Consider the following 23,213-nt stretch of genomic DNA (forward strand, 5'->3'; position numbering starts at 1 on the left):
CCATCGACCCCCACCATGTCAAGGTGGTGCTCTAACCAACTGAGCTAAGAGCGCAACATGCTATCAGGGCGACAGCGGGGACGAATATTAACGGCAGGCCGCGATGCTGGCAAGGGAAAAAATGATTTTCCATGACGACTGACCAGCATCTGTGCGACCCGCTGTTTTTTTAGGCATTGCGGGGGCAAATAACGGCCTGTTCAGCGACTTAGCGGGCCGCGCGCGCCAAAATTATCTGCGCCGGCAAACGTTGCAACCGAAGAATACGCCAAATCATCATCACGGCAGCAGACGTCAGGCCGACAATAAATCCGCACCAGAATCCCGCCGGACCGAGTTGCGGTACCACCCAGTCGGTCAGCGCCAGAATATAACCCACCGGTAAACCCAGTACCCAATAGGCAATCAGGGTGATAAAGAAGATGGAACGCGTATCTTTGTAGCCGCGCAGAATCCCGCTACCAATGACCTGAATGGAATCTGAGAACTGATAGATGGCAGCGAGCAGCATCAGCTGGGCGGCCAGCGTAATCACTTCTGGATTGGCGGTATACAGTGCGGCGATATGTTCACGGAAGGTGATGGTGAAGATCGCTGTGATAGCGGCCATGCTGATACCGACACCTTGTCCCGTCCATGCCGCCACGCGCGCCTGTTCAGTTGACCCCTGCCCAAGACGATAGCCCACGCGGATGGTAGTCGCGACACCGAGTGACAGTGGCAGAACGAACATCAGCGAACTGAAGTTCAGCGCAATCTGATGACCCGCGACTTTGACGATCCCCAGCGGAGAGACCAGCAGTGCCACCACCGCAAACAAAGTGACCTCAAAGAACAGTGCCAGCGCCACCGGTAACCCGAGGGTAAACAGCCGAAACAAGATGACGCGTGAGGGCGGTGACCAGCGGCTGTTCATGCGAATATCGCGCATGCTTGCCATGCGTTTCAGCCAGAAACGCATCACCATAAACATCACCCAGTAAACCGAAGCGGTGGCGACACCACAGCCTACGCCCCCGAGTGCGGGCATACCGAAATGACCGTAAATAAAGACGTAGTTCAGGGGAATGTTAACCAGCAAACCTAAAAAGCCCAGCAGCATGGCTGGCTTGGTTTTTGATAAACCATCGCACTGATTACGCGCCACCTGGAAGAACAGGTAGCCGGGTGCACCCCACAGTAATGCATGGAGATAGCCTTCGGCTTTAGCCGCCAGTTGCGGATCGATATCGTGCATGGCATGAATCAAATAGCCGGCATTCCACAACACCACCATGATCAGCAATGCGACTGCCAGTGCCAGCCAGTAACCCTGACGCACTTGTTCCGCGATGCGTTCGCGGCGTCCTGAACCGTTGAATTGCGCAACGGTGGGCGTCAACGCCAGCAGAAGACCATGACCAAACAGAATGGCGGGAAGCCAGATAGAGGTGCCGACAGCAACGGCGGCCATATCCGTGGCGCTCACCGCACCGGCCATAATGGTATCCACAAAACCCATCGCCGTCTGAGCCACCTGAGCAAGGATGACCGGGATCGCGAGGGCCAGCAATTGACGCGCTTCTGTTAAATACTTCTGCACGTAACACCTGCTTAAATTAAGAAGAGAAGAGGGGAGATATCCCCAAAGAATGCGCGGCTAGTGTAGCGGTAGCGCTGCGTTCCACCAAACTTTGATCGCATTTTGTTAAGTTAATTGTGTAAAGTTTGAACTCCGGCAAATTAAACCGCGCTGCTCAAGCTGTGATAAACTGGCGCAAACTTCGCAGAGGCTGAGAGTATGTTTACTGGAATTGTGCAGGGCACGGCCGAAATTATCGCCGTAGAAGAAAAAGAGTTGTTTCGTACCCATATCGTACGTCTGCCGGAAGAACTTTTACCGGGATTAGCGTTGGGCGCCTCGGTGGCGCACAACGGCTGCTGCCTGACGGTGACGGCGATTGAGGGCGATCGCGTGAGCTTCGACCTTATCAAAGAAACCCTGCGCATTACCAACCTGGGTGAATTAGCGGTGGGCGATGTGGTGAATATTGAGCGCGCGGCGAAGTTCAGTGACGAAATTGGCGGACATTTAATGTCTGGCCATATTATGACCACAGCAGAAATCTGCAAAATCATCCAGTCTGAAAATAACCGTGAAGTGTGGTTTAAATTACAGGATGCTTCTCAGATCAAATATATCCTGCATAAAGGTTTCGTCGGTATCGATGGCATCAGCCTGACCGTGGGTGACGTCACCAAAAGCAAATTCTGTGTGCACCTGATTCCGGAAACGCTGGAGCGCACCACGCTGGGTGCGAAAAAACTGGGGCACAAAGTGAACATTGAGATCGATCCCCATACTCAGGCGATTGTCGAGACGGTGGAACGCGTTTTGGCCCAACGTGAAGCCGCGGCTATCGCGCTGGCGCAAGCCGCAGACGCTGAGTAATCCAATAAAAAAAGGCGCCGCGGCGCCTTTTTAAATTCTCATCTTTGATTACCGTGCAACGCGTAAACCACCTTCTTTACCGCGACTGAATACCACCTGCCATAATTGGATGTCACGCGCGCGGAAAGCGCCGGCGCAAGCATTGAGATAATAACTAAACATCCGTTTAAAGCGATCGCCGTATTTTTCTTCCAGTTGCGGCCAGGTCTTCTGGAATCGTTCATGCCATGCCATCAGGGTGGTGTCATAATCCGCACCAAAATTATGCCAGTCTTCCATAATAAAATGCTTCTCGCTGGCATCAGCAATTTGACGCACAGACGGTAAACACCCGTTGGGGAAGATATATTTATCAATCCAGGGATCCACATTCATATCGGTGGTGATGGCACCAATGGTGTGCAGTAAAAATATGCCGTCTGGTTTGAGATTGCGATCGGCAACGTCAAAATAAGTGGCATAGTTTTTCGGCCCCACGTGTTCGAACATGCCGACGGATACAATGCGATCGAACTGCAAATTCAAATCACGGTAATCCTGCAGCAAAATGGTCACGTCCAGCCCTTCACAGCGCTGCTGAGCTAACTTCTGCTGCTCAGCCGAGATGGTGACGCCATGCACTTTGACGCCATAATTGCGCGCGGCAAATTCAGCCAGTCCGCCCCAGCCGCAGCCGATATCCAGCAACGTCATGCCGGGTTCAAGCTGCAATTTGCGGCAGATCATATCCAGCTTGGCATACTGAGCCTGTTCCAGTGTTTCAGCGTCTTTCCAGTAACCGCAGGAGTACTGCATAAAGGGATCGAGCATCAGTGAAAAAAGATCGTTACCGAGATCGTAATGTTCTTTCCCGACAATCCAGGCGCGTTTCTTAGACTGTAAATTGGTTAAACGCGCGGCCGCAATACGCAAGGTATCTTTAAAATGACGTGGGAGTTGTTTATCCAGATGTTGTTGCAGAACGCGATGGAAAAAGACATCCAATTGTTCGCAATCCCACCAGCCATCCATATAACTTTCACCCAGACCTAGCGATCCTTCCTGCAAAACACGTTTAAAAAAATCCGGATGCTTGACCTGAATATCCCAGGGGCGTGTGCCATTGACTGCAACATCAGCGCGTTCCAGTAATTCGTTGACGATGCGAAACCAGTGGTTTTCTTCAAGGCTCACTTCTTCTATACACGATGAACTCATAGCTTCTCCATCACCCTTCCGATTTGAACCTGTGGAAATAATAGTCAATTTCCTAAGGCCTGTGAGAGAACTCACGGAAAATCCGTGCGCCAGATATCCGACGTTTTACAGAGGCATGAATCTGAATAGAAATGTCTGGCACCAATCAGGAGAGGAGATCGTGCAGACGCCATCCCAGCGACAGGGTCGCTTAAAATTAATGCAATTATGTTATTGATTTGTTGCAGAAATGCTGACCCACTGAGTATATGCTCACGTGGGTCAATATTCAACGGGTTATCGTTAGTTTGCTAACGATAATCGTTGCATCAGTGATTATCTTCGCAGGGACGGGAGGTGTGAGCAATATCACTTTGTGCGTTTAAGCTGCGTTGCCAGATGAAGCCAGCCCAGGCCAGCACGACAGTGGCGACCATCACCAGTGTGGTGTTATATAGCGCCTGTTGTAATCCGGCAGAGACCAACAGGCTGGCGATAAAGCACAAACCCAGTTGCAGCAGATTTTGCAAACCTGCGGCTTTGCCCGTGGCGTGCGGAAAAGGCGCTAATGCGCTGGAAACCACAATCGGGTAAATGGCGCCATTGGCCAGTGCCATGCCACAGAAAGGCAGCAGCAGAGCAATCAACGAAGGCGCAGGCAGCATCGCGACGACAAACAGACTTAATATGCTCAGGCTGTAAAGCACCAACAGCCACGGCAGCAGTTGCGATCCTTGATATCGGCTCAGCATCGCGCGGCAACCAAAGCCACCAATCAAAAACGCGATGGTTTGCGGAATATAGCTCAGACCAATATCGGCGGGAGTTAAACCCGCAGACGCCAGGATAAACGGCGAACCGGTTAGCCAGGCAAAGAAACTGGCAGAACAGGCAGAGTAGATCAGCACGTTGCCGCTGTAGACACGTGTGGAGAGCAGATTCAGCCAGCCGGGTTGCGGAGCATTATCTGCTTTGGCTTTTTTAGGCGCAGCAAGCTGCAGCGTGCCGATGACCAGCAGCACGGCAATGATCGTCAGCACGACAAAGATACTGCGCCAGTGGAAATGGCCCATCAGCCATGCACCTAACAAAGGTGCCAGCGCAGGAGAAAGGGCAACCAGTGGCATTATGGTAGCAAAAACTTTATTGGCCTGGGCTTTGGGGTAGCGATCGACCACCAGTGCCTGCCAGCTGACCGCGGCGGCGCACACGCCAACCGCCTGCACAAAGCGCAGTGCCAGCATCATATTGACGTCCGTCACCCATAACATCCCCAGGCAACCCAGGGCAAAAATCGTCAAACCTGCCAATAAAATGGGTTTACGTCCAAAGCGATCTGACAACGGTCCCCAGAATACCTGGGCGCAGGCAAAACCACCGAGAAATAGACTGAGGCTGGCGCTGATGGTGCCCGGCGCGGTGGCGAAGTCACGCTGCATATCGCCAAAAGCAGGCAGATACATATCCGTAGCGAGGAAGCCGAGCATGCTGAGCACGGCAAGATAGGGCATAAATCCTTTTGACGACAACATAGTAATTCTCATTGGCAGATTGAACGTCGGGGAGTGTAAAAGAGTGCGTCATTCTTTGTGAAACGCTAATATTTGCGCAGTGCTGTTAAAATTTTTGAAGGCAAAAGTATGTGGTCTGAGTATGCGCTGGAAGTAGTGGACGCCGTCGCGCGCAATGGCAGTTTCAGCGCAGCGGCGCAGGAATTACATCGCGTGCCCTCTGCCGTCAGCTATACGGTGCGTCAGCTGGAAACCTGGCTGGCCGTGCCGTTATTTGAGCGTCAGCACCGTGAGGTGGTGTTAACCCCTGCAGGCGAGCATTTTGTGCGTGAAGGGCGATTTGTTATCAAAAAAATGCTGGCAACCCGCAGGCAATGCCAGCAACTGGCGAATGGCTGGCGCGGACAGCTAAGTATTGCCGTGGATTGCATTGTAAAACCCCAGCGTACCCGACAACTGGTAAAGGATTTTTACCGTCATTTCCCGGATATGGAATTGATCATCAGCTACGAGGTATTTAACGGTGTATGGGATGCCTTAGCGGACGGGCGGGTCGATGTGGCGATTGGCGCCACCCAGGCGATCCCGGTGGGTGGACGTTTTGCCTTTCAGGATATGGGTGCCCTCAACTGGCGTTGTGTGGTCAGTCCCGACCATCCTCTGGCCGCGAGTACCGACCTCAATGAAGAAGTGTTGCGTGCCTGGCCATCGCTGGTGCTGGAAGATACGTCCCGCGCATTACCGAGACGCATGACCTGGACGCTGGATAATCAGCGACGTCTGGTGGTGCCAGAGTGGGAAACAGGGATGGATTGTTTGCAGGCGGGATTGTGCGTGGGCATGGTGCCAGGCCACCTGGCGCGGCCATTATTGGATAAGGGTGCGTTGGTCGAGCTATCACTGCCGCAGCCGTTTCCGGAAAGTCCCTGCTGCGTCAGTTGGTCAGAACAGCGTGCGTCACCCGCGCTGGAGTGGTTACTCGTCTATCTTGGCGATGCTGAAACGCTGAACCACGAGTGGCTCAGCGAAAATCAGCTTTAACGGCGGTAATCACGGAACGGGCCGTCCGCCACGGAGCGCCGCTCAATCAGTGTAGGCTGGACCTCAATGGTTTGCGGCTCTTCGCGTTTGCTGGTGATGCGATCCAGCAGCATTTCCAGCGCTTTTTTGCCCAACTCCGCTTTCGGCTGGTGAACTGTGGTGAGCGCAGGGGTGAAGTAGCGCGCGTTGCGCACGTTATCATAGCCAATCACGGAGATGTCCTGCGGCACGCGCAGTCCCATCTCATCGGCGGCACAGATCGCGCCCATCGCCATGATATCGCCCCCGCAGAACACGGCGGTCGGACGCTGTTTCTGATTAAGGATCTGCTGCATCGCCTGATAACCCGATTCTGGCTCGAAGTCGCCCTGAACAACCCATTCAGACCGCACGGTCACACCGCCTTCGCTCATCGCCTGCAGGAAGCCCGCATGGCGCCCGCCGCCGGTGTTGCGCTCCATTTGACCCGGAATCGCACCGATATCTCGGTGACCGCGCTCGATAAGGTAGCGTCCAGCCAGGTAACCCCCCTGGAAGGCGTTATCCTGTACGGTATCGGTGAAGTCGCCGCGAGATGCGCCCCAGTCCATCACGACCATCGGAATGTTGCGGTTGTCTTCCAGCATCTGCAGCAAATCGTCAGGATACTCGGAGCACATGACTAACAGACCATCCACACGCTTTTGCGCCATCATCGACAGGTAAGCGCGCTGCTTTTGCAAATCGTTATGTGCGTTGCCCAGAATCAAGGTATAGCCGCGTTCGAAACAGTGGTTCTCAACCGCTTCGATAATTTCGGCAAAGTAGGGCGCTTCGCTGGAAGTGGCTAACAGTCCCAGCGTTTTGGTGTTATTCACCTTCAAACTACGCGCAACGGCGCTCGGCGAATAGTGCAGCTCTTTAATCGCTTCCCATACGGCGTTACGCGTTTCCTCTGCAACAAAACGCGTTTTGTTGATGACATGCGAAACGGTGGTGGTAGATACACCCGCGCGTTTCGCTACATCTTTAATTGTTGCCATGAAAAAGTTACTCCCCGGCTTATCGCAACTTACTGATAAGTATATTGTTAAACGTTTGCGTCTGCGAAGGGTTTTATGCCTTAAAAGGGGGGGCAATTCTGCCGTTTCAGGCAGGGAAAATCACTTCAGCAGGCTGTAAATACAGCATGCGCAAAATCAGTTGCGCAACGAAAGGCGGCGATTCTAGCAAGCCAGCGCGGATAAGACGAGATTTTTGCCCACCGCTGTGCGAAAATTGTTTTAACCCTAATAAATGTGTGACTAAGGAGTAGTGATGAGTACAGATTTAAAGCTGGCGCTAATGACCACGGTTGGCGCACTGTTGATGATTATTGCGTTTAGCTTCACCGCCATTCTTCATTAATTCAAAGCGCATCAATAAAAAAAGCCGGCACTGATTAAGCGTCCGGCTTTTTTTGTGGCGAGAGCCACAGGATGTTGCGCAACAATTAGCGAATAGTTTTTGGAGTCATCATACGGCGCGCACCGACATAGTGTTTCTGCCAGTAGTCTTCGCCCAATGCGCTAATCTGAATGTCTTTACCGGTGCGGGGTGACTGAATGAATTTACCGTTGCCGAGGTAAACACCCACATGATCGGCAGTCCCGCGATTATTGATGCGGAAGAATACCAAATCCCCTTTCTCCAGCATCTCACGCTTAATGGGCGCGGCATCGTGCAGGTGATACATCTCATTCGCCGTGCGTGGGAATTTATATTTGACGAGATCTTTATAGGCATACCAGACCAAACCACTGCAATCGAAACCGGTATGGGGTGAGGTGCCACCCCACTGGTAAGGCTTGCCCAGTTGCCCCATCAACTTCGTCATCGCGGTTTCGCGTGCCTTTTGGTAGCGCAGGCGGTGGGATTTGCTCATCTTGATGCCGGTCAGCCCCTGAACTTCATCGTCCACATCTGGGGACTTTTTCGCGAGGCGTTGATGGCCATACTTTTTCAATGGCGACTTCAGCAGGGATTTTTTGCGGCTGGATTTGTTTAAGGCGGTTTCAGTTTTACTCTGCTTTTTCAGCTTGAGCTTCTGCACGGTGGTCAGGCGAGACTTTTTAGCCGTTGTTTTAACCGGGCGTCGCTTGCGGCGCTCATCTTCACGCGCACTTTTTTTCTCAGCATTATGCAAACTGGCATTAATCGGGGCATGCTGAGAAGCAGAAGCCACGTTAAAGAACAGTTGGGCAAAAGCCAGTATGAAAAGCGTAATCAGTAAACGCATAGTCCGGTTACAGGTTAAGCAGTCTGGCAAAAAGCAGGCTGCGGCAGAGTAAGAGAAATCTGATCAACGATCAGCGCCGAAGCAATTCTAATCCACTTTTTTTCCAAAAGGTAAGGCCTTTTTCTATTAATCTGTTACCAGGCAGATAATGTCGCTAAATTGAGCGATTTCAGCTGTTTAACGCAGCGAAATTATTGCTAATTATTAATTTGTTCATGCTTATTAATGATAGGAAAATGTTATTTGTACACTCAGCACTTAACAAACATGGCGATCAGCCGGTCGGTAACGCAAAATCCCGTTTTCAGTGCGGGGCTGAAGTCGCTACAATAAACAAACACGAAGTGAAGGATTAAGGAAGGCAATAATGAGTACTGTTGAAAAAATTCAGCGCCAGATCGCAGAAAACCCGATTCTGTTATACATGAAAGGTTCCCCGAAACTGCCAAGCTGCGGTTTCTCTGCACAGGCTGTGCAGGCGCTTTCTGCCTGTGGTGAGCGCTTCGCGTATGTGGATATTCTGCAAAACCCGGATATCCGTGCAGAATTGCCAAAATACGCTAACTGGCCGACTTTCCCGCAATTGTGGGTGGATGGCGAGCTGGTCGGCGGTTGCGACATTATCGTTGAGATGTTCCAGCGTGGCGAATTGCAGCCGCTGGTGAAAGAAACCGCTGATAAGTATAAAGAAGCGGAATAATTGCGAAGGCCGACACATGTCGGCCTTTTCTTTGCGTACTCCTCCGGAAATCAGCCAATCAGCCAATCAACCCATCAGGCAGAGGCATCGTCTTCAGTCTGTTCTTCACTGAAAGCCAGTGGCCAGCCCCCCAAACGTTTCCAGCGGTTCACCAACTCACAGAACAGCGTGGCCGTTTGCTCGGTGTCGTACAGCGCGGAGTGCGCCTGCGTGCTATCAAACTCCATCCCCGCCGCTTTGCAGGCTTTTGCCAATACCGTCTGTCCCAACACCAAACCGCTCAGTGCCGCGGTATCAAAGGTCGCAAACGGATGGAAGGGATTACGCTTCAGGCTGGCGCGTTCGGCGGCGGCCATCACAAAGTTCAAATCGAAAGTCGCATTGTGCGCCACGATAATGGCGCGATTACAGCCATGATCTTTGGTGCCTTTGCGCACCATCTTGAAGATAGCATGCAGCGCTTCGTATTCGCTCACCGCGCCGCGTAAAGGGTTGGAGGGATCGATACCGGTAAACGCCAGCGCCGCAGGATTCAGGATCGCGCCTTCGAACGGCTCAACGTGAAAGTGCAGGGTTTCATCACGGTGTAACCAACCGTCCTCATCCATCTTGAGCGTGGTGGCCGCAATTTCCAGCAGTGCATCGGTTTGCGCGTTAAAGCCGGCGGTTTCGACGTCAATAACCACAGGATAAAAACCACGGAAGCGTTGATGAAGAGCGTTTAAGGCGTTCGATTCAGACATCAGGATCTCATAGCAAGAAATGGGGCAGCGCGCATTATGGCAAAAATTACAGGAGGGTGCAGCAGGAGAGGGAAGTCAGCCTGCAAATTAGCAGACTGACTAACGGCATCAGTGACCGAGGCCGTGACCAGCGTGTTTGTTTTCGATCAGCTCGATTTTGTAGCCATCGGGATCTTCAACAAAGGCAATAATGGTGGTGCCGCCTTTTACCGGACCGGCTTCACGCGTCACGTTGCCACCGACACTGCGGATGCGCTCGCAGGTCTCAGCGACGTTATCGACGCCCAGCGCGATATGACCATAAGCATTACCGAGGTCGTACTTGTCCACGCCCCAGTTGTAGGTCAGTTCGATCACCGCGCCTTCACTCTCTTCGGTGTAACCCACGAAAGCCAGGGTGTATTTGTATTCGGTGTTTTCGCTCTGACGCAGTACGCGCATGCCCAGCACACGGGTATAAAAATCGATAGAACGTTGCAGATCGCCAACGCGTAACATGGTGTGAAGTAAACGCATAACATCCTCTTTTGAAAAGTCATCAGGGAATGACAAAGACTAGCAAGTATAGCCAGTTAATGCCCTGAAGAAACAGCACTGCCGCACATCCGGTGCGGCAGCTTGATTCTTACAGGCTTGGATAATCCGTATAGCCTTCAGCGCCGCCGCCGTAGAAGCTTTCCGGACGCTGTGGATTCAGCGGTGCGTCTTGCTGCAGACGCTCAACCAGATCCGGGTTAGCAATAAAGTCGCGACCAAAGGCCACGGCATCAATCAAGCCACGTGCAATCAGGTCGTCAGCTTTCTCAACGCTGTAAGCACCCGCACCGATGATTACGCCTGGGAACAGCGCACGAACTTTTGCACGGAAAGCATCGCTGTAAGGCTGGCCACCGGCCCAGTCTGGTTCAGACAGGTGCAGATACGCGAGACCACGCTGGCCCAGCTCGGAGATGTACCACAACGCGGCAGCTTCTTCATCGGCACCATTTTCCAGATTCTGGAAGGCTCCGATTGGCGAGATGCGAATGCCGATACGATCGGCAGACCAGTTAGCAATCGCCGCATCCACCACTTCCAGCGCGAATCGACCGCGTTTCTCAATCGAACCACCGTATTCATCGGTACGCTGGTTGGAACCCGGTGCCAGGAACTGGTGCATCAGGTAGCCGTGGGCAGAATGCAGCTCCAGCAGGTCGAAATCGGCTTCACGCGCGTTCGCCGCCGCCTGACCGAAATCTTTTACGATCTGCTGAATTTCCGCCACGCTCAGTTCACGCGGCACCGAGGTATCTTCACGGTAAACGGTGCCATCTTCAGCACGCAGTGAGGTACGTGTGCCCGCAGCCAGAGCAGAAGGTGCAACAGGCGCTTTGCCTTCCGGCTGAACGCTGTTATGCGAGATACGGCCGGTGTGCCACAGTTGCACCGCGCTGTGACCTTTCGCCGCATGAATGCTTTCGTTGATCACTTTCCACGCGGCAATTTGCTGCTGAGTATGCAAACCCGGTGCACCAGCATAACCTTTCGCCTGGAAAGAGATCTGCGTTGCTTCAGTAATGATCAGACCGGCGCTGGCGCGCTGCTGATAATATTCCGCCATCAGCGGGGTTGGGATGTCGCCCGGCTCAATGCTGCGCAGACGCGTCAGCGGTGCCATAAATATACGGTTAGGTACGGTAATCGCGCCCACTTTGAGTGGGGAAAACAGCTGTTTACTCGCCATGATGACTCCTATAAGTAGACCGGTCGTCTAGAAACTGCGGTTTTTAAAAATCAGCGGCCATTCAGCCACTGTTCAATGGTTTCAAGTGCCAGGGTAATCGGGCCTGACTCTCGCGATATTTTGCTTTGCAAACTGGCGCCTAACCACAACAGGTAACAGCGCTGTGCCAGTTGCTCGGGCGTTTGTCCATACGGCAGCGGCTGTTCAGCGGCGACTTCGCTCAAACAGCGGGCATAAGTCGCGATCATAGCGCTGGCACCATGCTGCAAGGCATCACGCATCGGTTCTGATAAATCGCAGACTTCCGCCGATAACTTCACACCCAAACAGCCCACGATATGGCCTTGCTCGATAAATAGCGTGGCGCCATAGCGGAAGTGGGCCAGCAAACGTTCCCGTGCTGACAAGCCCGGCTGATTTAACTGCTGATCGACCTGCTGCAGGTAGTTAACGAAATAGCGTTCCAGCAACGCCACGCCAAAAGCTTCTTTGGAGCGGAAGTAGTGGTAAAACGATCCTTTGGGCACTTCCGCCAGCGCCAGCATTTCGCTCAGGCCCATGCCGGTAAAACCGCGTTGCAGACAAACCTGCTCGCCAGTAGCGAGCAGATGTTCACGGGTTTCGTTGCGTTGCACAGTCTTGTTCATGGGCCACACAGTATTAGACCAGTCGGTCTAATGCAAACCTTATCCGGCATTTTGGCACGATCTGATCATGTCCAGTTGCGGTTGGTACTCTTGCGTTTGGATGTTGAACATGCCCAAAACCGTATGGAAAAGATTGTCTTGCGACACTTTCTCACTCGCGGCCTGCTGGCGTAAACAGGTCTCATTAATGTGGAACGCCGACGCATAGCCTGGTGACATCCACATCAACAGTGGGATATGTGTCTGCTGTGAGGGCGCAAACATATATGGCGCACCGTGCAGATACATACCGTGTTCACCCAGTGATTCACCGTGGTCTGAGAGATAGACCAGCGCTACGTTGAAGCGATCGCTCAAAGCTTTAAGTTTATCAATGGTGCGGCTCACCATATCGTCGGTGTACAACAGAGAGTTATCATAGGTATTCACCAACGCCTGATGATCGCAATCCTGAATCTGGTTGCTATCGCAGGTTGGCGTGAAGCGACGGAATTCCGCCGGATAACGCTGATAATAGGCCGGACCGTGGCTGCCCATTTGATGTAACACGATAATCCCGTCATTGTGCAGACTGTCCACATAGTTATCAAAACGATGCAGCAGAACATCATCGAGACAGAAACCATCGTGGCAATATTGCGATAAATTCCACTGCGTCATATCGGTGTGTGGCACGCGATCGCAGGCGCCTTTACAGCCGCCATCGTTTTCGCGCCACAACACACTGACCCCGGCGTGGGCGAGAATATCTAGCACGCCTTCCTGATGATGCGCCAGGTTGGCGTCGTAATGCTCTCGCGGCATGTTGGAGAACATGCAGGGCACTGAAATGGCGGTCTCCGTGCCACAGGAACTGGCGTCGGGATAGTAGATAACCTGCTGTTTTTTCAGTTCAGGATTGGTTTCACGCGCATAGCCGCCAAGAGAGAAGTTCTCAGCACGTCCGGTTTCGCCGACCACTAATACCACCAGCGTTTTCTTCGGTTCCGCGGTGATCAGCGGGCCTTTTTTGGCATCCAGGCCAATTTTGACCAGCGTCTGGCTGCCTTGCAGATAACGCTGATCAACGTAATGACCGGTGCCGCTGACAATATTGGCCGGGGTGATCATCTTCACCAGCCCTTTATTGTTGCGAATCAGCGAAGCGTAATCTTTGTAGAACAGCACCGCCATCAGCAGAATCAGCAAAATCGCACCCAGCGCCCCGGCCAGACGTTGCAGCAGGCTCCACCACCAGCGTTGGCCCGTTTTAATGCGCACCATGCAAATGGCGGCGACGGGCACCAACCCCATCAAGATCATCCACACCACATAACCACTGCTGATCAATGCTCCAGCTTCCTGAGCATCCGACTCAAACGCGTTTTCGATCATGTTGGTGTCGATCACCGTACCGAAGCTGTGCATAAAGTAGTTAGCGGCGGCGCTGGCCATCACCAACAGAATAAGCAGCGGCTTGCGAACATAGGGCCATGCCAGCAACGAGAAAATCAGATAGAACGCAGAGGCCAGCACCACCGGAATGCTGGCAGCAAACAGGTAATCGTGAAGGCGATCGTAAGGGATAATTTCCCACGCCCGCAGTAGAAACAGGGCGTTGAGCACGAGGGTAAAAAACAGGGCGGCAATCAGATTAAAACTGCTGGCATGGCACTGTAACTTGTTCGTGAATATCATGAAAACTCAGTAGCAGGATGGAATGTGACAATCGTATGAATTCAATATGAGGAAAACCTTAACGCTTATTAAACAGTACCCAACCAAAGGTTCTTGCGCTGAGAACAATGGTAAATATCCATTTCCGTGGTGATGGCTGGATGAAATCTGGGCGAACTACGTATACGCTTTGCACAATGTCACTAAGCTGTTATCAATATAAAGCTTATTGTTAAACCGGAGTGGATGTGGCCGAGCAATTAGAGTTCTTTCCTGTTCCCAGCCCGTGTCGCGGCATCTGTCAGAGTGATGCGCGCGGCTATTGTCGCGGCTGTCTGCGTAGCCGTGAGGAACGCTTTAACTGGATGAAGTTTACCGATGCGCAAAAACGTGATGTGTTGCGGTTATGTCGCCAACGCTGGCTGCGCCTGCATCGACAACAAAAAGTCGATGAGAATCATGATCCGGAACAACCCTCACTGTTTTAAGAAAACGATGATTTGCCTTTCCGTTATACTCCCAGCTTCGCTTTCCGCTTTCGCGCTCAAGGGAGTTTACCGATGTTACAACCGCAAACTATCGCCCCGCAGGGACCTCAATTCTCACCGCTGATCGTTGGCTACTGGCGCCTGCTGGAGTGGGGCATGACGCCGCAGCAGTTAGTGGCTTTTATCGAGCATCATCTGTCATTGGGCATCACCACGGTCGATCACGCCGATATTTATGGTAACTACGGTTGTGAAGCCGCTTTTGGCGAGGCGCTGCGTCTTGCACCGGGGCTGCGTGAAAAACTGCAGATTGTCACCAAATGCGGCATTGCAACACGAGCCAAACCGGAACATAAAATTGGCCATTACATTACCGAGGCCAGCCACATCCTGCACAGTGCGGAAAATTCCCTGCGTTACTTCAACACCGATTATCTCGATCTGCTGCTGATTCATCGCCCGGATCCTTTAATGGATGCAGATGAAATGGCCGAAGCCTTTATGGCACTGCATCAGAGCGGCAAAGTGCATCACTTCGGCGTGTCAAACTTTACCGCTTCCCAGTTCACGCTGCTGCAATCTCGCCTGCCGTTTAGCCTGGTGACCAACCAACTGGAAATCTCACCGCTGGAACAGTCAACGCTGCTCGATGGCACGCTTGATCAGTGTCAGCAGGTGCGCATCCGGCCGATGGCATGGTCCTGTTTAGGCGGTGGACGTCTGTTTAACGATGCGCATTATCAGCCGCTGCGTGATGAGCTTGAGCAGGTAAAACAGGAAATCGGCGCGAGCAGCATTGAACAGGTGGTGTATGCGTGGGTGATGAAATTGCCAAGCCGCCCACTGCCAATCATCGGATCCGGTAAAGCCACGCGCGTCAGCGAAGCGGCAGGCGCTTGCCAACTGACGCTCGATCGTCAGCAGTGGTTCCGCATTCGCAAAGCGGCACTCGGTTTTGATGTGCCCTGAAGCGTAAAACTACGTCAAATTACGGCAGCCTGGCCTATTCCGGTCCAGGCTTACAGGGCATTTCAACCGTAAGGAGACGTTATGAAAAAAATTCTCATCGCCACACTGGCGCTGGTCTGTGCTGCTGGCGCTCAGGCCGCCTCTGAAGAGGTGACATTGCATGAGGTCACCGCACAGGGTATCGGCGCCGCCATTGGCAAAGTCACCATCAGTGAAACGCCATATGGTTTGCAGTTCGCCCCCGCGCTAACCGGCCTGAAACCGGGTGTTCACGGCTTCCACGTGCATGCCAAAGGCAGTTGTGAGCCTGGTCAATCGGATGGCAAAACTGTTGCGGCCGGCGCAGCGGGTGGACATCTGGATCCACAAAACACCGGCAAACATCTCGGGCCTTACGCAGAGGGTCACTTGGGCGATCTGCCTGCTCTGTATGTCACTGACGATGGCAAGGCCGATTACCCGGTGGTGGCGCCGCGTATAAAATCGCTGAGCGAAGTGAAAGGGAAGGCGTTAATGGTTCATGTGGGTGGCGATAATCATGCAGATCATCCGCAGCCGTTAGGGGGAGGCGGTGCGCGATTTGCCTGCGGTGTGATTTAAACTCTTAGGCGGCAGGCAATCTGCCGTCTGCATCTTTTCACTGCCGGAAAAATTCTGACCCACTTTCCCGCTACACTCCGCACGCTATCCGTCCTATGATGTTGATTCAGGAATAAAACCTCTCAGGGGCAGGAATGAAAACGCGTGGGATTTTGCTGTTATGTGTATTACTCGCGGGATGTGATCAACCTAACGAAACGCAGTTGAGGTTAGACACCAGCCGCCAGTTACAGCGCACCATTGATACCAACCCGCTGCGTGCAAGTTGTGAAGATATCGCTCGCGGACGGGAGTGGCTTACCCCGCACACGCTCGAACAGTTACAGGCACAGGGCTGTCAGAATGTGCTGCGCAGCGCCACCGAAACCAATTTCCTGCACACCGAGTTTTTTCACCGCACGTTAACCACGGTTTGCGGCTCAATCCGGGGGAAAAGTTTCACCGGCACGTTTCTCGATCGTCGCTTTATCTATTCGTATGAGGAGCGATACCTGGTGATTGAACCGATGACCGAGCAAGACAAAACCCGTTTTGAAGGGCATAAAACCTTGCAGCAGTTGCAGGACGATTTTAACCGCCAGACCACACAATATTGCCAGTAATTAATCCGGCACCGCCTGACTTAACTGTGCTAACGAACAGCGCAGGCGCCATAAAATGCCCGCCAGCGTATTGGCTTCGCTATCAGGCTGCTGCTGCAGTTGCGCAATCATCCCTTCCAGCTCATCCAGCGTGGCCTGCAACGAAGTATGACGCACGCCGCGCAGGCTCATAATCCGTTGCAGATCCTGCAAACTGCTATCGCGCATTTGCGCCAAAGTGGCTGAGGCTGGCCGCCATTCGCGTAATTGCCAGACAATATGGGAACAGTTGAGCAGCACCACGCCCCAGCGCAGCAACCAGACACGCGCTTGTTCATCGCGGCTACTACTCAGCTGGCTGATGTGATGGTAGATCTGCGATTCAAAGTGGCTTTCGCTGAGACGTGGATGGCGTCGCAGCTGGTCAAGAAATGCATGGCGTAACGCGCGAATATGCCTGCGGCTACGGCGCGCATCGGAGCTGGGGCGCAGTACCTGAAAAGCCATCCATGCCAGCAGCACGCCACACACTTTGGCCAGATTATCGTTGAGAAAGCTTTGGTAATCCCAGTCTGGCGGGTTGGTGACGGCAATAAATGGTCCCATAAACACAATAAAGTGTCCCCACATCCCCGCGCGTTTTTTCTGCTGCAGCTTAAACAGTTGCAAGGTGATAAGCAGCGGAAACAGCACCAGCAGAAATTGCCACAGGGCGCTGATTTGTACCATCAAACCGTATTGCAGCAGAAAACTAAACACCGACAGCCATAGCAGGGTTTTCAGCAACAGTGACACGCTGCCACTGGGGGAGGGAGCGGAAGAGTAGAGCACGCAGGCAATCGCGGTCAGCGTCAGGGCTGCTGCACCTGCATCCCATTGTGTGCCAATCCAGAAAGCACAGCCCAGCATGATCACGCTAAAGGTGCGCAACGCACTCCAGCCGGCTTCAGCGCTGTCACTTTCACGTGCCAGAGAGGGCACTTTTGGCGGTTGAAAGCGCGTATCGGCGTCTGCGCGCTCAATCAAACGTATCCAGCGATTAACGTTGAGGTAAACCCAGCAGAAATAACGTAAACGTTGAACAAACGCGCGCTGACGATAATCGCCGGTGGCGTCCGGTGTCACACTACGCAGTATGCGCGCCAGACGATACTTATCACACTGCGGCAATGCGAGTTCGTGTAACAATTGTTGAATGGCGGTGTAGAGTTCCGGTGGTGCATCCGGCCAGTTCAGCAGCATGCGGCGCAGGCTGGAGAGAACGCTGGTCAGGCGCAACTGCTGGTGCAAAACATAGTTAAGCACGTTGTTCTGACGGCGATAGCGGTAATGGCTCCAGAAGGCCTGAATGCGCAGTAAGTTCATGGTGAGAATCTGGCTGATGACATTCTCATGCGCGGTGCGCACGTTATCAGTACTGCTTTGTTGCAGCAGTAAAACCGCATGGTCGAGCAGACGGGCGTGCATCTGCCGCAACGAATTCATCAAGGTGTTACCGTCCGACGTGCTGGGCAAAACCATCATCATCAGTCCGGCACACAAAATGCCTGAAATCACCTCGCAAACGCGCGCCTGAGTGATATCCCACAATTGGGTCACATCGGTAATATTGACGCTGCTAAAGGCAATGATCGCTGCGGTGTAGCCAGCCAGAGAGAATGCGTAGGCGACATTGTTTTGATAGTGGTTGGCGATCCAGGTACAAAACGCCAGCCAGCCGGCCATAAAAAAGGCAAATAGCCAGGGTTCGTTGAGCGTATGCCCGGCAATCAAAAGCGCGGCGGTGGCACCGAGCAGGCTGCCGACAATACGCCCCAGACTTTTACTGATCGCACCGCCCACGGTGGGAAAACTCACCACGGCGGCGGAGGTCATCGCCCAATAGGGTTCATCCAGTTGCAGCGCATAGGCGATGGTCAGCGCCAGACACATCGCAATCGCATTTCGTAAGGCATAGCGCCATTCGCCGCCGGTTGCTTTAATCCACGGCAGATTTTGCCAGGCCAGCCACTGCAGATTCATGGCGGCCTCAATGTGCGATGGAAATCGTACAGGTGGTGCCCGCCACCAGCGGAACATCATCCGGAATCGCATCCAAACGAATGCGTACCGGCACACGCTGTGCCAAGCGCACCCAAGGCACGTTGGGTTTGATGTCTGGCACTAAACCGCCATCGGTTGAAACGCTCTGATCGTAAATAGCGCGCCCGATGCTCTCCACTTTTCCCTGCAAGCGAGTGCCATTACTGTAGAGTACGATTTGCGCGTCGGCGCCGGGCTGAATGTGACGCAGTTTGGTCTCTTCGAAATAGCCCATCACATAATAGGAGTGGCTATCCACCAGGGCGAACAACGGTGTTCCGGCGGTGGCGTAGTTGCCGGGACGCAGCGTCAGGTTGCTGATCCAACCGTCGGTGGGCGCGGTAAGCGTGGTTTGTTGCAGATTCCAGCGCGCCTGATCCAGACTCGCCTGTGCCGCTTTAGCCGTTGCTGCGGCGGCGTTTGCTGTCAGTCGTGCGGCATCCATATCTTCTGCTGAGATCACATTACGTGGCAGGCTGGCACGACGATTGGCTTCGTGTTGGGCTTTGGCCAAATCGGATTGCGCCTTCGCCAGTTGAGCATCCGCATTATCCAGCGCAATTTGCCAGGGCACGGGATCGATCTTTAAAAGGATGTCCCCTTTATGCACAAACTGGTTGTCATGCACCTTGAGATCAATGATGCGGCCCGATACTTCCGGTGTGATATCCACCAGCTCAGCGCGCACTTTGCCATCACGTGTCCACGGTGACTGCATGTAGTAGTTCCACATCCACCAGCCGGCAATCAGGGCCAGGGCAAACACCACCAGTGTTGAAAAGTATTTAAAAGGGTTGAATTTCATGGTGATTTATCCGAGGCTCAGTATCCACAGTGCGCCAGTGACGCACAGAACAAACAGGGAAAGATCCATTAAGGTGGGATGCCAGATGTCGCCGGAGTACATCCAGCCGCGCAGCAACGGGTGAATCAGTAACCAGAAAAAGAAACCCAGCAGCACAGCTTTAAACAGCGGCGGAAAGAACAGCGAGGCACCAAATACCAGGTCGGTAAGCGGAGCGGTGGCGGAAAGTGCGGTAATGGACACGTGTCTTCATCCTTCATTGTCCCAGGTTCTCTCTCAAACTAGCGTAGAAGAGAGCGTGCCGTCTGGCCTGAGATTTGTAATTTGTCCTGTAAACTCGCAGAATAGTGTAAAATCTGGCTTGATAGCTAGCAAGCTAATTATAAGGAGATGAAATGGATACGCCCCTCGGTACAGACCTGTCTCGGCTGGTACGCATCTGGCGTGCCTTGATTGACCAGCGTTTGAAGCCGCTTGAGTTGACACAAACGCATTGGGTGACGTTACACAATATTCATCAACTTCCGCCAGAGCAGTCGCAGATCCAGCTGGCCAAAGCCATTGGTATTGAACAACCTTCGCTGGTGCGTACGCTGGATCAGTTGGAAGAGAAGGGACTCATCACGCGTGCCACCTGTGCTAACGACCGTCGTGCCAAACGCATTAAGTTGACGAAGCAGGCCGAGCCGATTATCGAGCAGGTTGAAAATGTGATTGATGCGACCCGCGATGACATCCTTTCGGGCATCAGCCTCGAAGAGATTAATCAAATGGTCACGCTGATTGCTCGACTGGAAAAAAACATTCTCGAGTTCCAAAACCGCGAGAAATAAAAAACCGACGCGCTGGCGTCGGTTTTTTTTATCTGTTCGCTTAGCGTGGTGAAACGGTGACCTGGCTACCGTTTGACGCCATCACGACGCGCTGACCCACAGAGTAGCGGGTTGCGGCTTGCTTCTGCACCACCATGATGGTGTTGCCATCGTCTTTACGGATCTCCAGTTCAACACCGTCAGACTTGTTGACCGCACCCTGCACGCCCTGGCCTGCTACGCCGCCAAGTACCGCACCGCCTGCTGTGGCCAGGCTGCGACCGGTGCCACCACCAATGGTGTTACCGAGGAAACCACCCAGCACCGCACCACCAATCGCGCCAATCACGTTATTTTCATCGCCACCCTGGATTTTAACCGGGCGAACCGACACCAGAGTACCGTATGAGACACTTTGTACTTGTTTGGCTTCATTGGCGCTATACACATCACCGGAAAGGGTGTCATTGCTGACACAACCTGCCAGCGTCAGGCCGGTCAGTGCCACGGCTACAAAACGCTTAATCATCAGAAAGCTCCTTAATGCAAAAAAACGCCATGTTCTCGTCCTCTACAGCAAGAGTATAAGACAGAAAGCTGGCAATTGACTCTATGTCCAAATAATACGCGGCTGAGGCGAAGGATAGACCATTGCCCCTCAACAAAAATTCAATTTCGTGCTGAAAATATTTTATCGCTGAAATGCCGTGTGCGGTGCGGTTGAAAAGCGGAATTTTATCATAGAATTAGCCGCTGATATTTGCCAGGCTAAACAGAATCGAATTGAAGACTCGCGCGTGAGTAAGGAACCGCTATGAAATCAGGACGCTATATTGGTGTGATGTCCGGCACCAGCCTCGACGGTGTCGATGTGGTACTGGCGGTGATTGATAATCATATGGTCGCGCAGCAGGCCAGCTATTGTCACCCGATGCCGCAGGAGATTCGGCAACAGGTGCTGGCAATCTGTCAGGGGCAATCGCTGACGCTGTCGCAACTCGGCCAACTGGATACACGGCTGGGCAAGCTATTTGCCGAAGCGGTGTTAACGCTAATGCAGCAGCAATCGCTGGAAGCCAGCGACATCATGGCAATAGGTTGTCATGGTCAGACCGTGTGGCATGAGCCGCAGAGCGACACCCCGAATACGCTACAGATTGGGGACAGCAATCAAATCGCCGCCGCCACGGGAATTACCGTGGTGGCCGATTTTCGTCGTCGCGACATGGCCTTAGGCGGACAAGGCGCGCCACTGGTTCCCGCGTTCCATCAGGCGCTGCTGATGGACAGCGTTGAACGGCGCATGGTGCTCAACATTGGCGGTATTGCCAATCTGTCATTATTGATCCCCGGTCAGCCTGTGCGTGGCTTTGATACCGGGCCTGGCAATATGTTGATTGATGCCTGGATTTGGCGTCATAAGGGCGTGCCCTATGATAAGGATGCTAGCTGGGCGCGCAGTGGTCAGGTGGTGCCTGCACTGCTGGAGGAAATGCTCAACGACCCCTGGTTCGCGCTGCCACCACCGAAAAGTACCGGTCGTGAATACTTCAATCTCGGCTGGGTTGAACGTCAATTACAGCGTTTCCCGGCGCTGGCACCGCAGGATGTGCAGGCCACACTCAGCGAACTCACCGCATTGACCATTGCTCAACAAGTTCAGCTCAATGATGGCTGCGATCGCCTGCTGGTGTGTGGTGGCGGCAGTCGCAACCCATTGCTGATGGCGCGGCTGGCGGCCCATTTGCCGGGTACAGAAGTGGGGACGACGGATGACGCCGGGATCAGTGGTGATGATATGGAAGCGTTGGCCTTCGCCTGGCTGGCGTTTCGCACCTTGTCCGGTTTGCCAGGCAATTTGCCTGCCGTCACCGGTGCACGGGAAATGAGTGTATTGGGCGCCATTTATCCGGCGAATGCCAGATTGACACATTAAGGAGTGAAAGATGAAAAAAATCGTTATTCTGTTGAGCTGTGTCGTCGCGATGAGTGGCTGCGGCATGATGCACAAAGAGCAGCCGACACCACAGACATTGCGCTATCAGTGCGGCACGTTACCGTTAACGGTGACACTGGACAATCCGAAGCAGCAGGTGAGCTTTATTCTGGATGGTAAACCGCTCACCTTAACCCAAACCGTATCAGCTTCCGGCGCGCGCTACAGCGACGGCACTTATGTCTTCTGGTCGAAAGGCAATGGCGCTTTTGTTGAGCGTAATGACAAAATCGTGATTAATGACTGTGAATTGCAAAATGCGGATACGTCCGCCCAGTAACGAAGAGAATCAGCATGAGCGACAGTGACAGCTTGCAAAACATTGCCCATTTGCGCCGTGAGTACACTCGCGGCGGGCTTAGACGTAACGATCTGCCAGACAATCCGCTGGCGTTGTTTGAACACTGGCTCAAGCAGGCGTGCGATGCCCAATTGCCCGATCCTACAGCAATGACCGTCGCCACCGTTGACAGCAGCGGCCAGCCTTATCAGCGTATTGTGTTGCTGAAGCATTACGATGAACAAGGCATGGTGTTTTACACCAATCTGGGCAGCCGCAAAGCGCTGCAGTTGGCGGACAATCCGCGCATCTCGCTGCATTTCCCATGGCACTTTCTTGAACGCCAGGTGATGGTATTAGGGGAAGTGGAAAAACTGTCGCCACTGGAAGTGCTGAAATACTTTAGCAGCCGCCCACGGGATAGCCAGATCGGTGCCTGGGTGTCGAAGCAATCAAGCCGTATTTCGGCGCGTGGTGTGCTGGAAGGCAAGTTCCTTGAACTTAAGCAAAAATTCCAGCAAGGCGAAGTGCCTTTACCCAGTTTCTGGGGCGGATATCGCGTCAAATTCCATACCGTGGAGTTCTGGCAGGGCGGCGAACATCGCCTGCATGACCGCTTCCTCTACCAACGTGAAGGCAACGGCTGGACGATTGACCGTTTAGCGCCGTAAAACTGCGTTTTACCCCCTTTCAACGCTGGCGCAGTTGGCGTCAG

The 23,213-nt window shown here is 53.2% G+C and carries 26 protein-coding genes; 12 read left to right on the forward strand and 14 right to left on the reverse strand.

The genetic code is table 11. From position 1 onward, the window contains the following. Positions 1-208 precede the first annotated feature (208 nt). A complete protein-coding gene (locus RT340_RS00870) occupies positions 209-1,582 on the reverse strand; it encodes an MATE family efflux transporter (RefSeq protein WP_211727843.1) in 1,374 nt (457 codons plus the stop codon). A 198-nt stretch (positions 1,583-1,780) separates the two neighbouring features. Here RT340_RS00870 and RT340_RS00875 point away from each other — a divergent pair, with 198 nt between their 5' ends. Further along, positions 1,781-2,431 carry a riboflavin synthase gene (locus RT340_RS00875; RefSeq protein ID WP_034821656.1) on the forward strand — a complete coding sequence of 217 codons (651 nt, stop codon included), beginning with the start codon at positions 1,781-1,783 and terminating at the stop codon, positions 2,429-2,431. A 48-nt stretch (positions 2,432-2,479) separates the two neighbouring features. Here the strand turns inward: RT340_RS00875 and cfa are convergent, their stop codons facing one another. Then, the gene (gene cfa, locus RT340_RS00880) at positions 2,480-3,628 is read right to left on the reverse strand and encodes a cyclopropane fatty acyl phospholipid synthase (RefSeq protein ID WP_034821653.1); all 1,149 of its coding nucleotides are present in this window, start codon (positions 3,626-3,628) and stop codon (positions 2,480-2,482) included. A 308-nt stretch (positions 3,629-3,936) separates the two neighbouring features. Continuing rightward, positions 3,937-5,139, reverse strand: a complete 1,203-nt coding sequence (gene punC, locus RT340_RS00885; RefSeq protein WP_097119275.1) for a purine nucleoside transporter PunC — start codon at positions 5,137-5,139, stop codon at positions 3,937-3,939. 108 nt (positions 5,140-5,247) lie between these two features. Here punC and punR point away from each other — a divergent pair, with 108 nt between their 5' ends. After that, positions 5,248-6,159, forward strand: coding sequence for a DNA-binding transcriptional activator PunR (punR, locus tag RT340_RS00890; RefSeq protein WP_211727845.1), 912 nt, complete (start codon positions 5,248-5,250; stop codon positions 6,157-6,159). On the opposite strand, the gene purR is transcribed toward punR, so the two are convergent. Beyond that, positions 6,156-7,181 (reverse strand): HTH-type transcriptional repressor PurR, encoded by a 1,026-nt coding sequence (purR, locus tag RT340_RS00895; RefSeq protein WP_211727846.1) that lies wholly within the window; start codon positions 7,179-7,181, stop codon positions 6,156-6,158. The genes punR and purR overlap by 4 nt on opposite strands. A 274-nt stretch (positions 7,182-7,455) precedes the next feature. Between purR and RT340_RS00900 the strand changes: the two genes are divergently transcribed. Then, entirely contained in the window at positions 7,456-7,545 is a 90-nt protein-coding gene (locus tag RT340_RS00900; RefSeq protein WP_097119278.1) for a YnhF family membrane protein, read from the forward strand. Between the two features lie 85 nt (positions 7,546-7,630). Here RT340_RS00900 and RT340_RS00905 read toward each other — a convergent pair whose 3' ends face one another. After that, positions 7,631-8,416: a C40 family peptidase gene (locus RT340_RS00905; protein WP_045834204.1), complete on the reverse strand. Its 786-nt coding sequence runs from the start codon at positions 8,414-8,416 to the stop codon at positions 7,631-7,633. A gap of 364 nt (positions 8,417-8,780) precedes the next feature. On the opposite strand from RT340_RS00905, the gene RT340_RS00910 reads away from it, so the two are divergent. Then, entirely contained in the window at positions 8,781-9,116 is a 336-nt protein-coding gene (locus RT340_RS00910) for a Grx4 family monothiol glutaredoxin (protein WP_211727975.1), read from the forward strand. Positions 9,117-9,190: 74 nt separating this feature from the next. Here RT340_RS00910 and rnt read toward each other — a convergent pair whose 3' ends face one another. From rnt to eptA, 5 genes are all read right to left on the reverse strand, one after another. Next, positions 9,191-9,859 carry a ribonuclease T gene (gene rnt / locus RT340_RS00915; protein WP_045813980.1) on the reverse strand — a complete coding sequence of 223 codons (669 nt, stop codon included), beginning with the start codon at positions 9,857-9,859 and terminating at the stop codon, positions 9,191-9,193. Between the two features lie 108 nt (positions 9,860-9,967). Continuing rightward, positions 9,968-10,375 carry a lactoylglutathione lyase gene (gene gloA, locus RT340_RS00920; RefSeq protein WP_034821634.1) on the reverse strand — a complete coding sequence of 136 codons (408 nt, stop codon included), beginning with the start codon at positions 10,373-10,375 and terminating at the stop codon, positions 9,968-9,970. 109 nt (positions 10,376-10,484) lie between these two features. Further along, positions 10,485-11,582 carry an alkene reductase gene (locus tag RT340_RS00925; RefSeq protein ID WP_313373517.1) on the reverse strand — a complete coding sequence of 366 codons (1,098 nt, stop codon included), beginning with the start codon at positions 11,580-11,582 and terminating at the stop codon, positions 10,485-10,487. Positions 11,583-11,632: 50 nt separating this feature from the next. After that, positions 11,633-12,229, reverse strand: coding sequence for a TetR/AcrR family transcriptional regulator (locus RT340_RS00930; protein ID WP_058959757.1), 597 nt, complete (start codon positions 12,227-12,229; stop codon positions 11,633-11,635). Between the two features lie 39 nt (positions 12,230-12,268). Then, positions 12,269-13,906 carry a phosphoethanolamine transferase EptA gene (gene eptA, locus RT340_RS00935; RefSeq protein ID WP_313373520.1) on the reverse strand — a complete coding sequence of 546 codons (1,638 nt, stop codon included), beginning with the start codon at positions 13,904-13,906 and terminating at the stop codon, positions 12,269-12,271. A 227-nt stretch (positions 13,907-14,133) separates the two neighbouring features. On the opposite strand from eptA, the gene RT340_RS00940 reads away from it, so the two are divergent. The 4 genes from RT340_RS00940 (at position 14,134) to RT340_RS00955 (ending at position 16,544) form a co-directional block, all read left to right on the forward strand. Further along, on the forward strand, positions 14,134-14,373 hold the full coding sequence (locus RT340_RS00940) for a DUF1289 domain-containing protein (RefSeq protein ID WP_034821614.1): 240 nt from the start codon (positions 14,134-14,136) through the stop codon (positions 14,371-14,373). A 72-nt stretch (positions 14,374-14,445) separates the two neighbouring features. Next, complete coding sequence (locus RT340_RS00945; RefSeq protein ID WP_097119282.1) at positions 14,446-15,342, forward strand: aldo/keto reductase family oxidoreductase; 897 nt, start codon at positions 14,446-14,448, stop codon at positions 15,340-15,342. Between the two features lie 81 nt (positions 15,343-15,423). Beyond that, complete coding sequence (gene sodC, locus RT340_RS00950) at positions 15,424-15,942, forward strand: superoxide dismutase family protein (RefSeq protein ID WP_058959760.1); 519 nt, start codon at positions 15,424-15,426, stop codon at positions 15,940-15,942. 134 nt (positions 15,943-16,076) lie between these two features. Further along, positions 16,077-16,544, forward strand: a complete 468-nt coding sequence (locus RT340_RS00955) for a hypothetical protein (protein ID WP_034821596.1) — start codon at positions 16,077-16,079, stop codon at positions 16,542-16,544. On the opposite strand, the gene RT340_RS00960 is transcribed toward RT340_RS00955, so the two are convergent. The 3 genes from RT340_RS00960 to RT340_RS00970 are packed head-to-tail and all read right to left on the reverse strand — an operon-like array spanning position 16,545 to position 19,653. Then, a complete protein-coding gene (locus RT340_RS00960; RefSeq protein WP_313373524.1) occupies positions 16,545-18,545 on the reverse strand; it encodes an FUSC family protein in 2,001 nt (666 codons plus the stop codon). It abuts the gene before it with no gap. Positions 18,546-18,552: 7 nt separating this feature from the next. Beyond that, complete coding sequence (locus RT340_RS00965) at positions 18,553-19,410, reverse strand: HlyD family secretion protein (protein ID WP_058959762.1); 858 nt, start codon at positions 19,408-19,410, stop codon at positions 18,553-18,555. A 6-nt stretch (positions 19,411-19,416) separates the two neighbouring features. Continuing rightward, a complete protein-coding gene (locus RT340_RS00970; protein WP_038647264.1) occupies positions 19,417-19,653 on the reverse strand; it encodes a DUF1656 domain-containing protein in 237 nt (78 codons plus the stop codon). A 152-nt stretch (positions 19,654-19,805) separates the two neighbouring features. On the opposite strand from RT340_RS00970, the gene slyA reads away from it, so the two are divergent. Next, on the forward strand, positions 19,806-20,243 hold the full coding sequence (slyA, locus tag RT340_RS00975) for a transcriptional regulator SlyA (RefSeq protein WP_034821588.1): 438 nt from the start codon (positions 19,806-19,808) through the stop codon (positions 20,241-20,243). Positions 20,244-20,283: 40 nt separating this feature from the next. On the opposite strand, the gene slyB is transcribed toward slyA, so the two are convergent. Further along, the gene (gene slyB / locus RT340_RS00980; RefSeq protein ID WP_034821586.1) at positions 20,284-20,751 is read right to left on the reverse strand and encodes an outer membrane lipoprotein SlyB; all 468 of its coding nucleotides are present in this window, start codon (positions 20,749-20,751) and stop codon (positions 20,284-20,286) included. A gap of 285 nt (positions 20,752-21,036) precedes the next feature. Here slyB and anmK point away from each other — a divergent pair, with 285 nt between their 5' ends. From anmK to pdxH, 3 genes are read left to right on the forward strand one after another with little or no spacing between them, the layout of a single operon-like run. After that, positions 21,037-22,158 carry an anhydro-N-acetylmuramic acid kinase gene (gene anmK, locus RT340_RS00985; RefSeq protein ID WP_097119284.1) on the forward strand — a complete coding sequence of 374 codons (1,122 nt, stop codon included), beginning with the start codon at positions 21,037-21,039 and terminating at the stop codon, positions 22,156-22,158. A 10-nt stretch (positions 22,159-22,168) separates the two neighbouring features. Then, the gene (locus RT340_RS00990) at positions 22,169-22,498 is read left to right on the forward strand and encodes an MliC family protein (protein WP_160869826.1); all 330 of its coding nucleotides are present in this window, start codon (positions 22,169-22,171) and stop codon (positions 22,496-22,498) included. Between the two features lie 14 nt (positions 22,499-22,512). Then, positions 22,513-23,169 (forward strand): pyridoxamine 5'-phosphate oxidase, encoded by a 657-nt coding sequence (pdxH, locus tag RT340_RS00995; RefSeq protein ID WP_045834198.1) that lies wholly within the window; start codon positions 22,513-22,515, stop codon positions 23,167-23,169. Positions 23,170-23,213 lie beyond the last annotated feature (44 nt).

This window comes from Pantoea sp. CTOTU50773 (assembly GCF_032082325.1).
GTDB lineage: Bacteria > Pseudomonadota > Gammaproteobacteria > Enterobacterales > Enterobacteriaceae > Pantoea > Pantoea communis.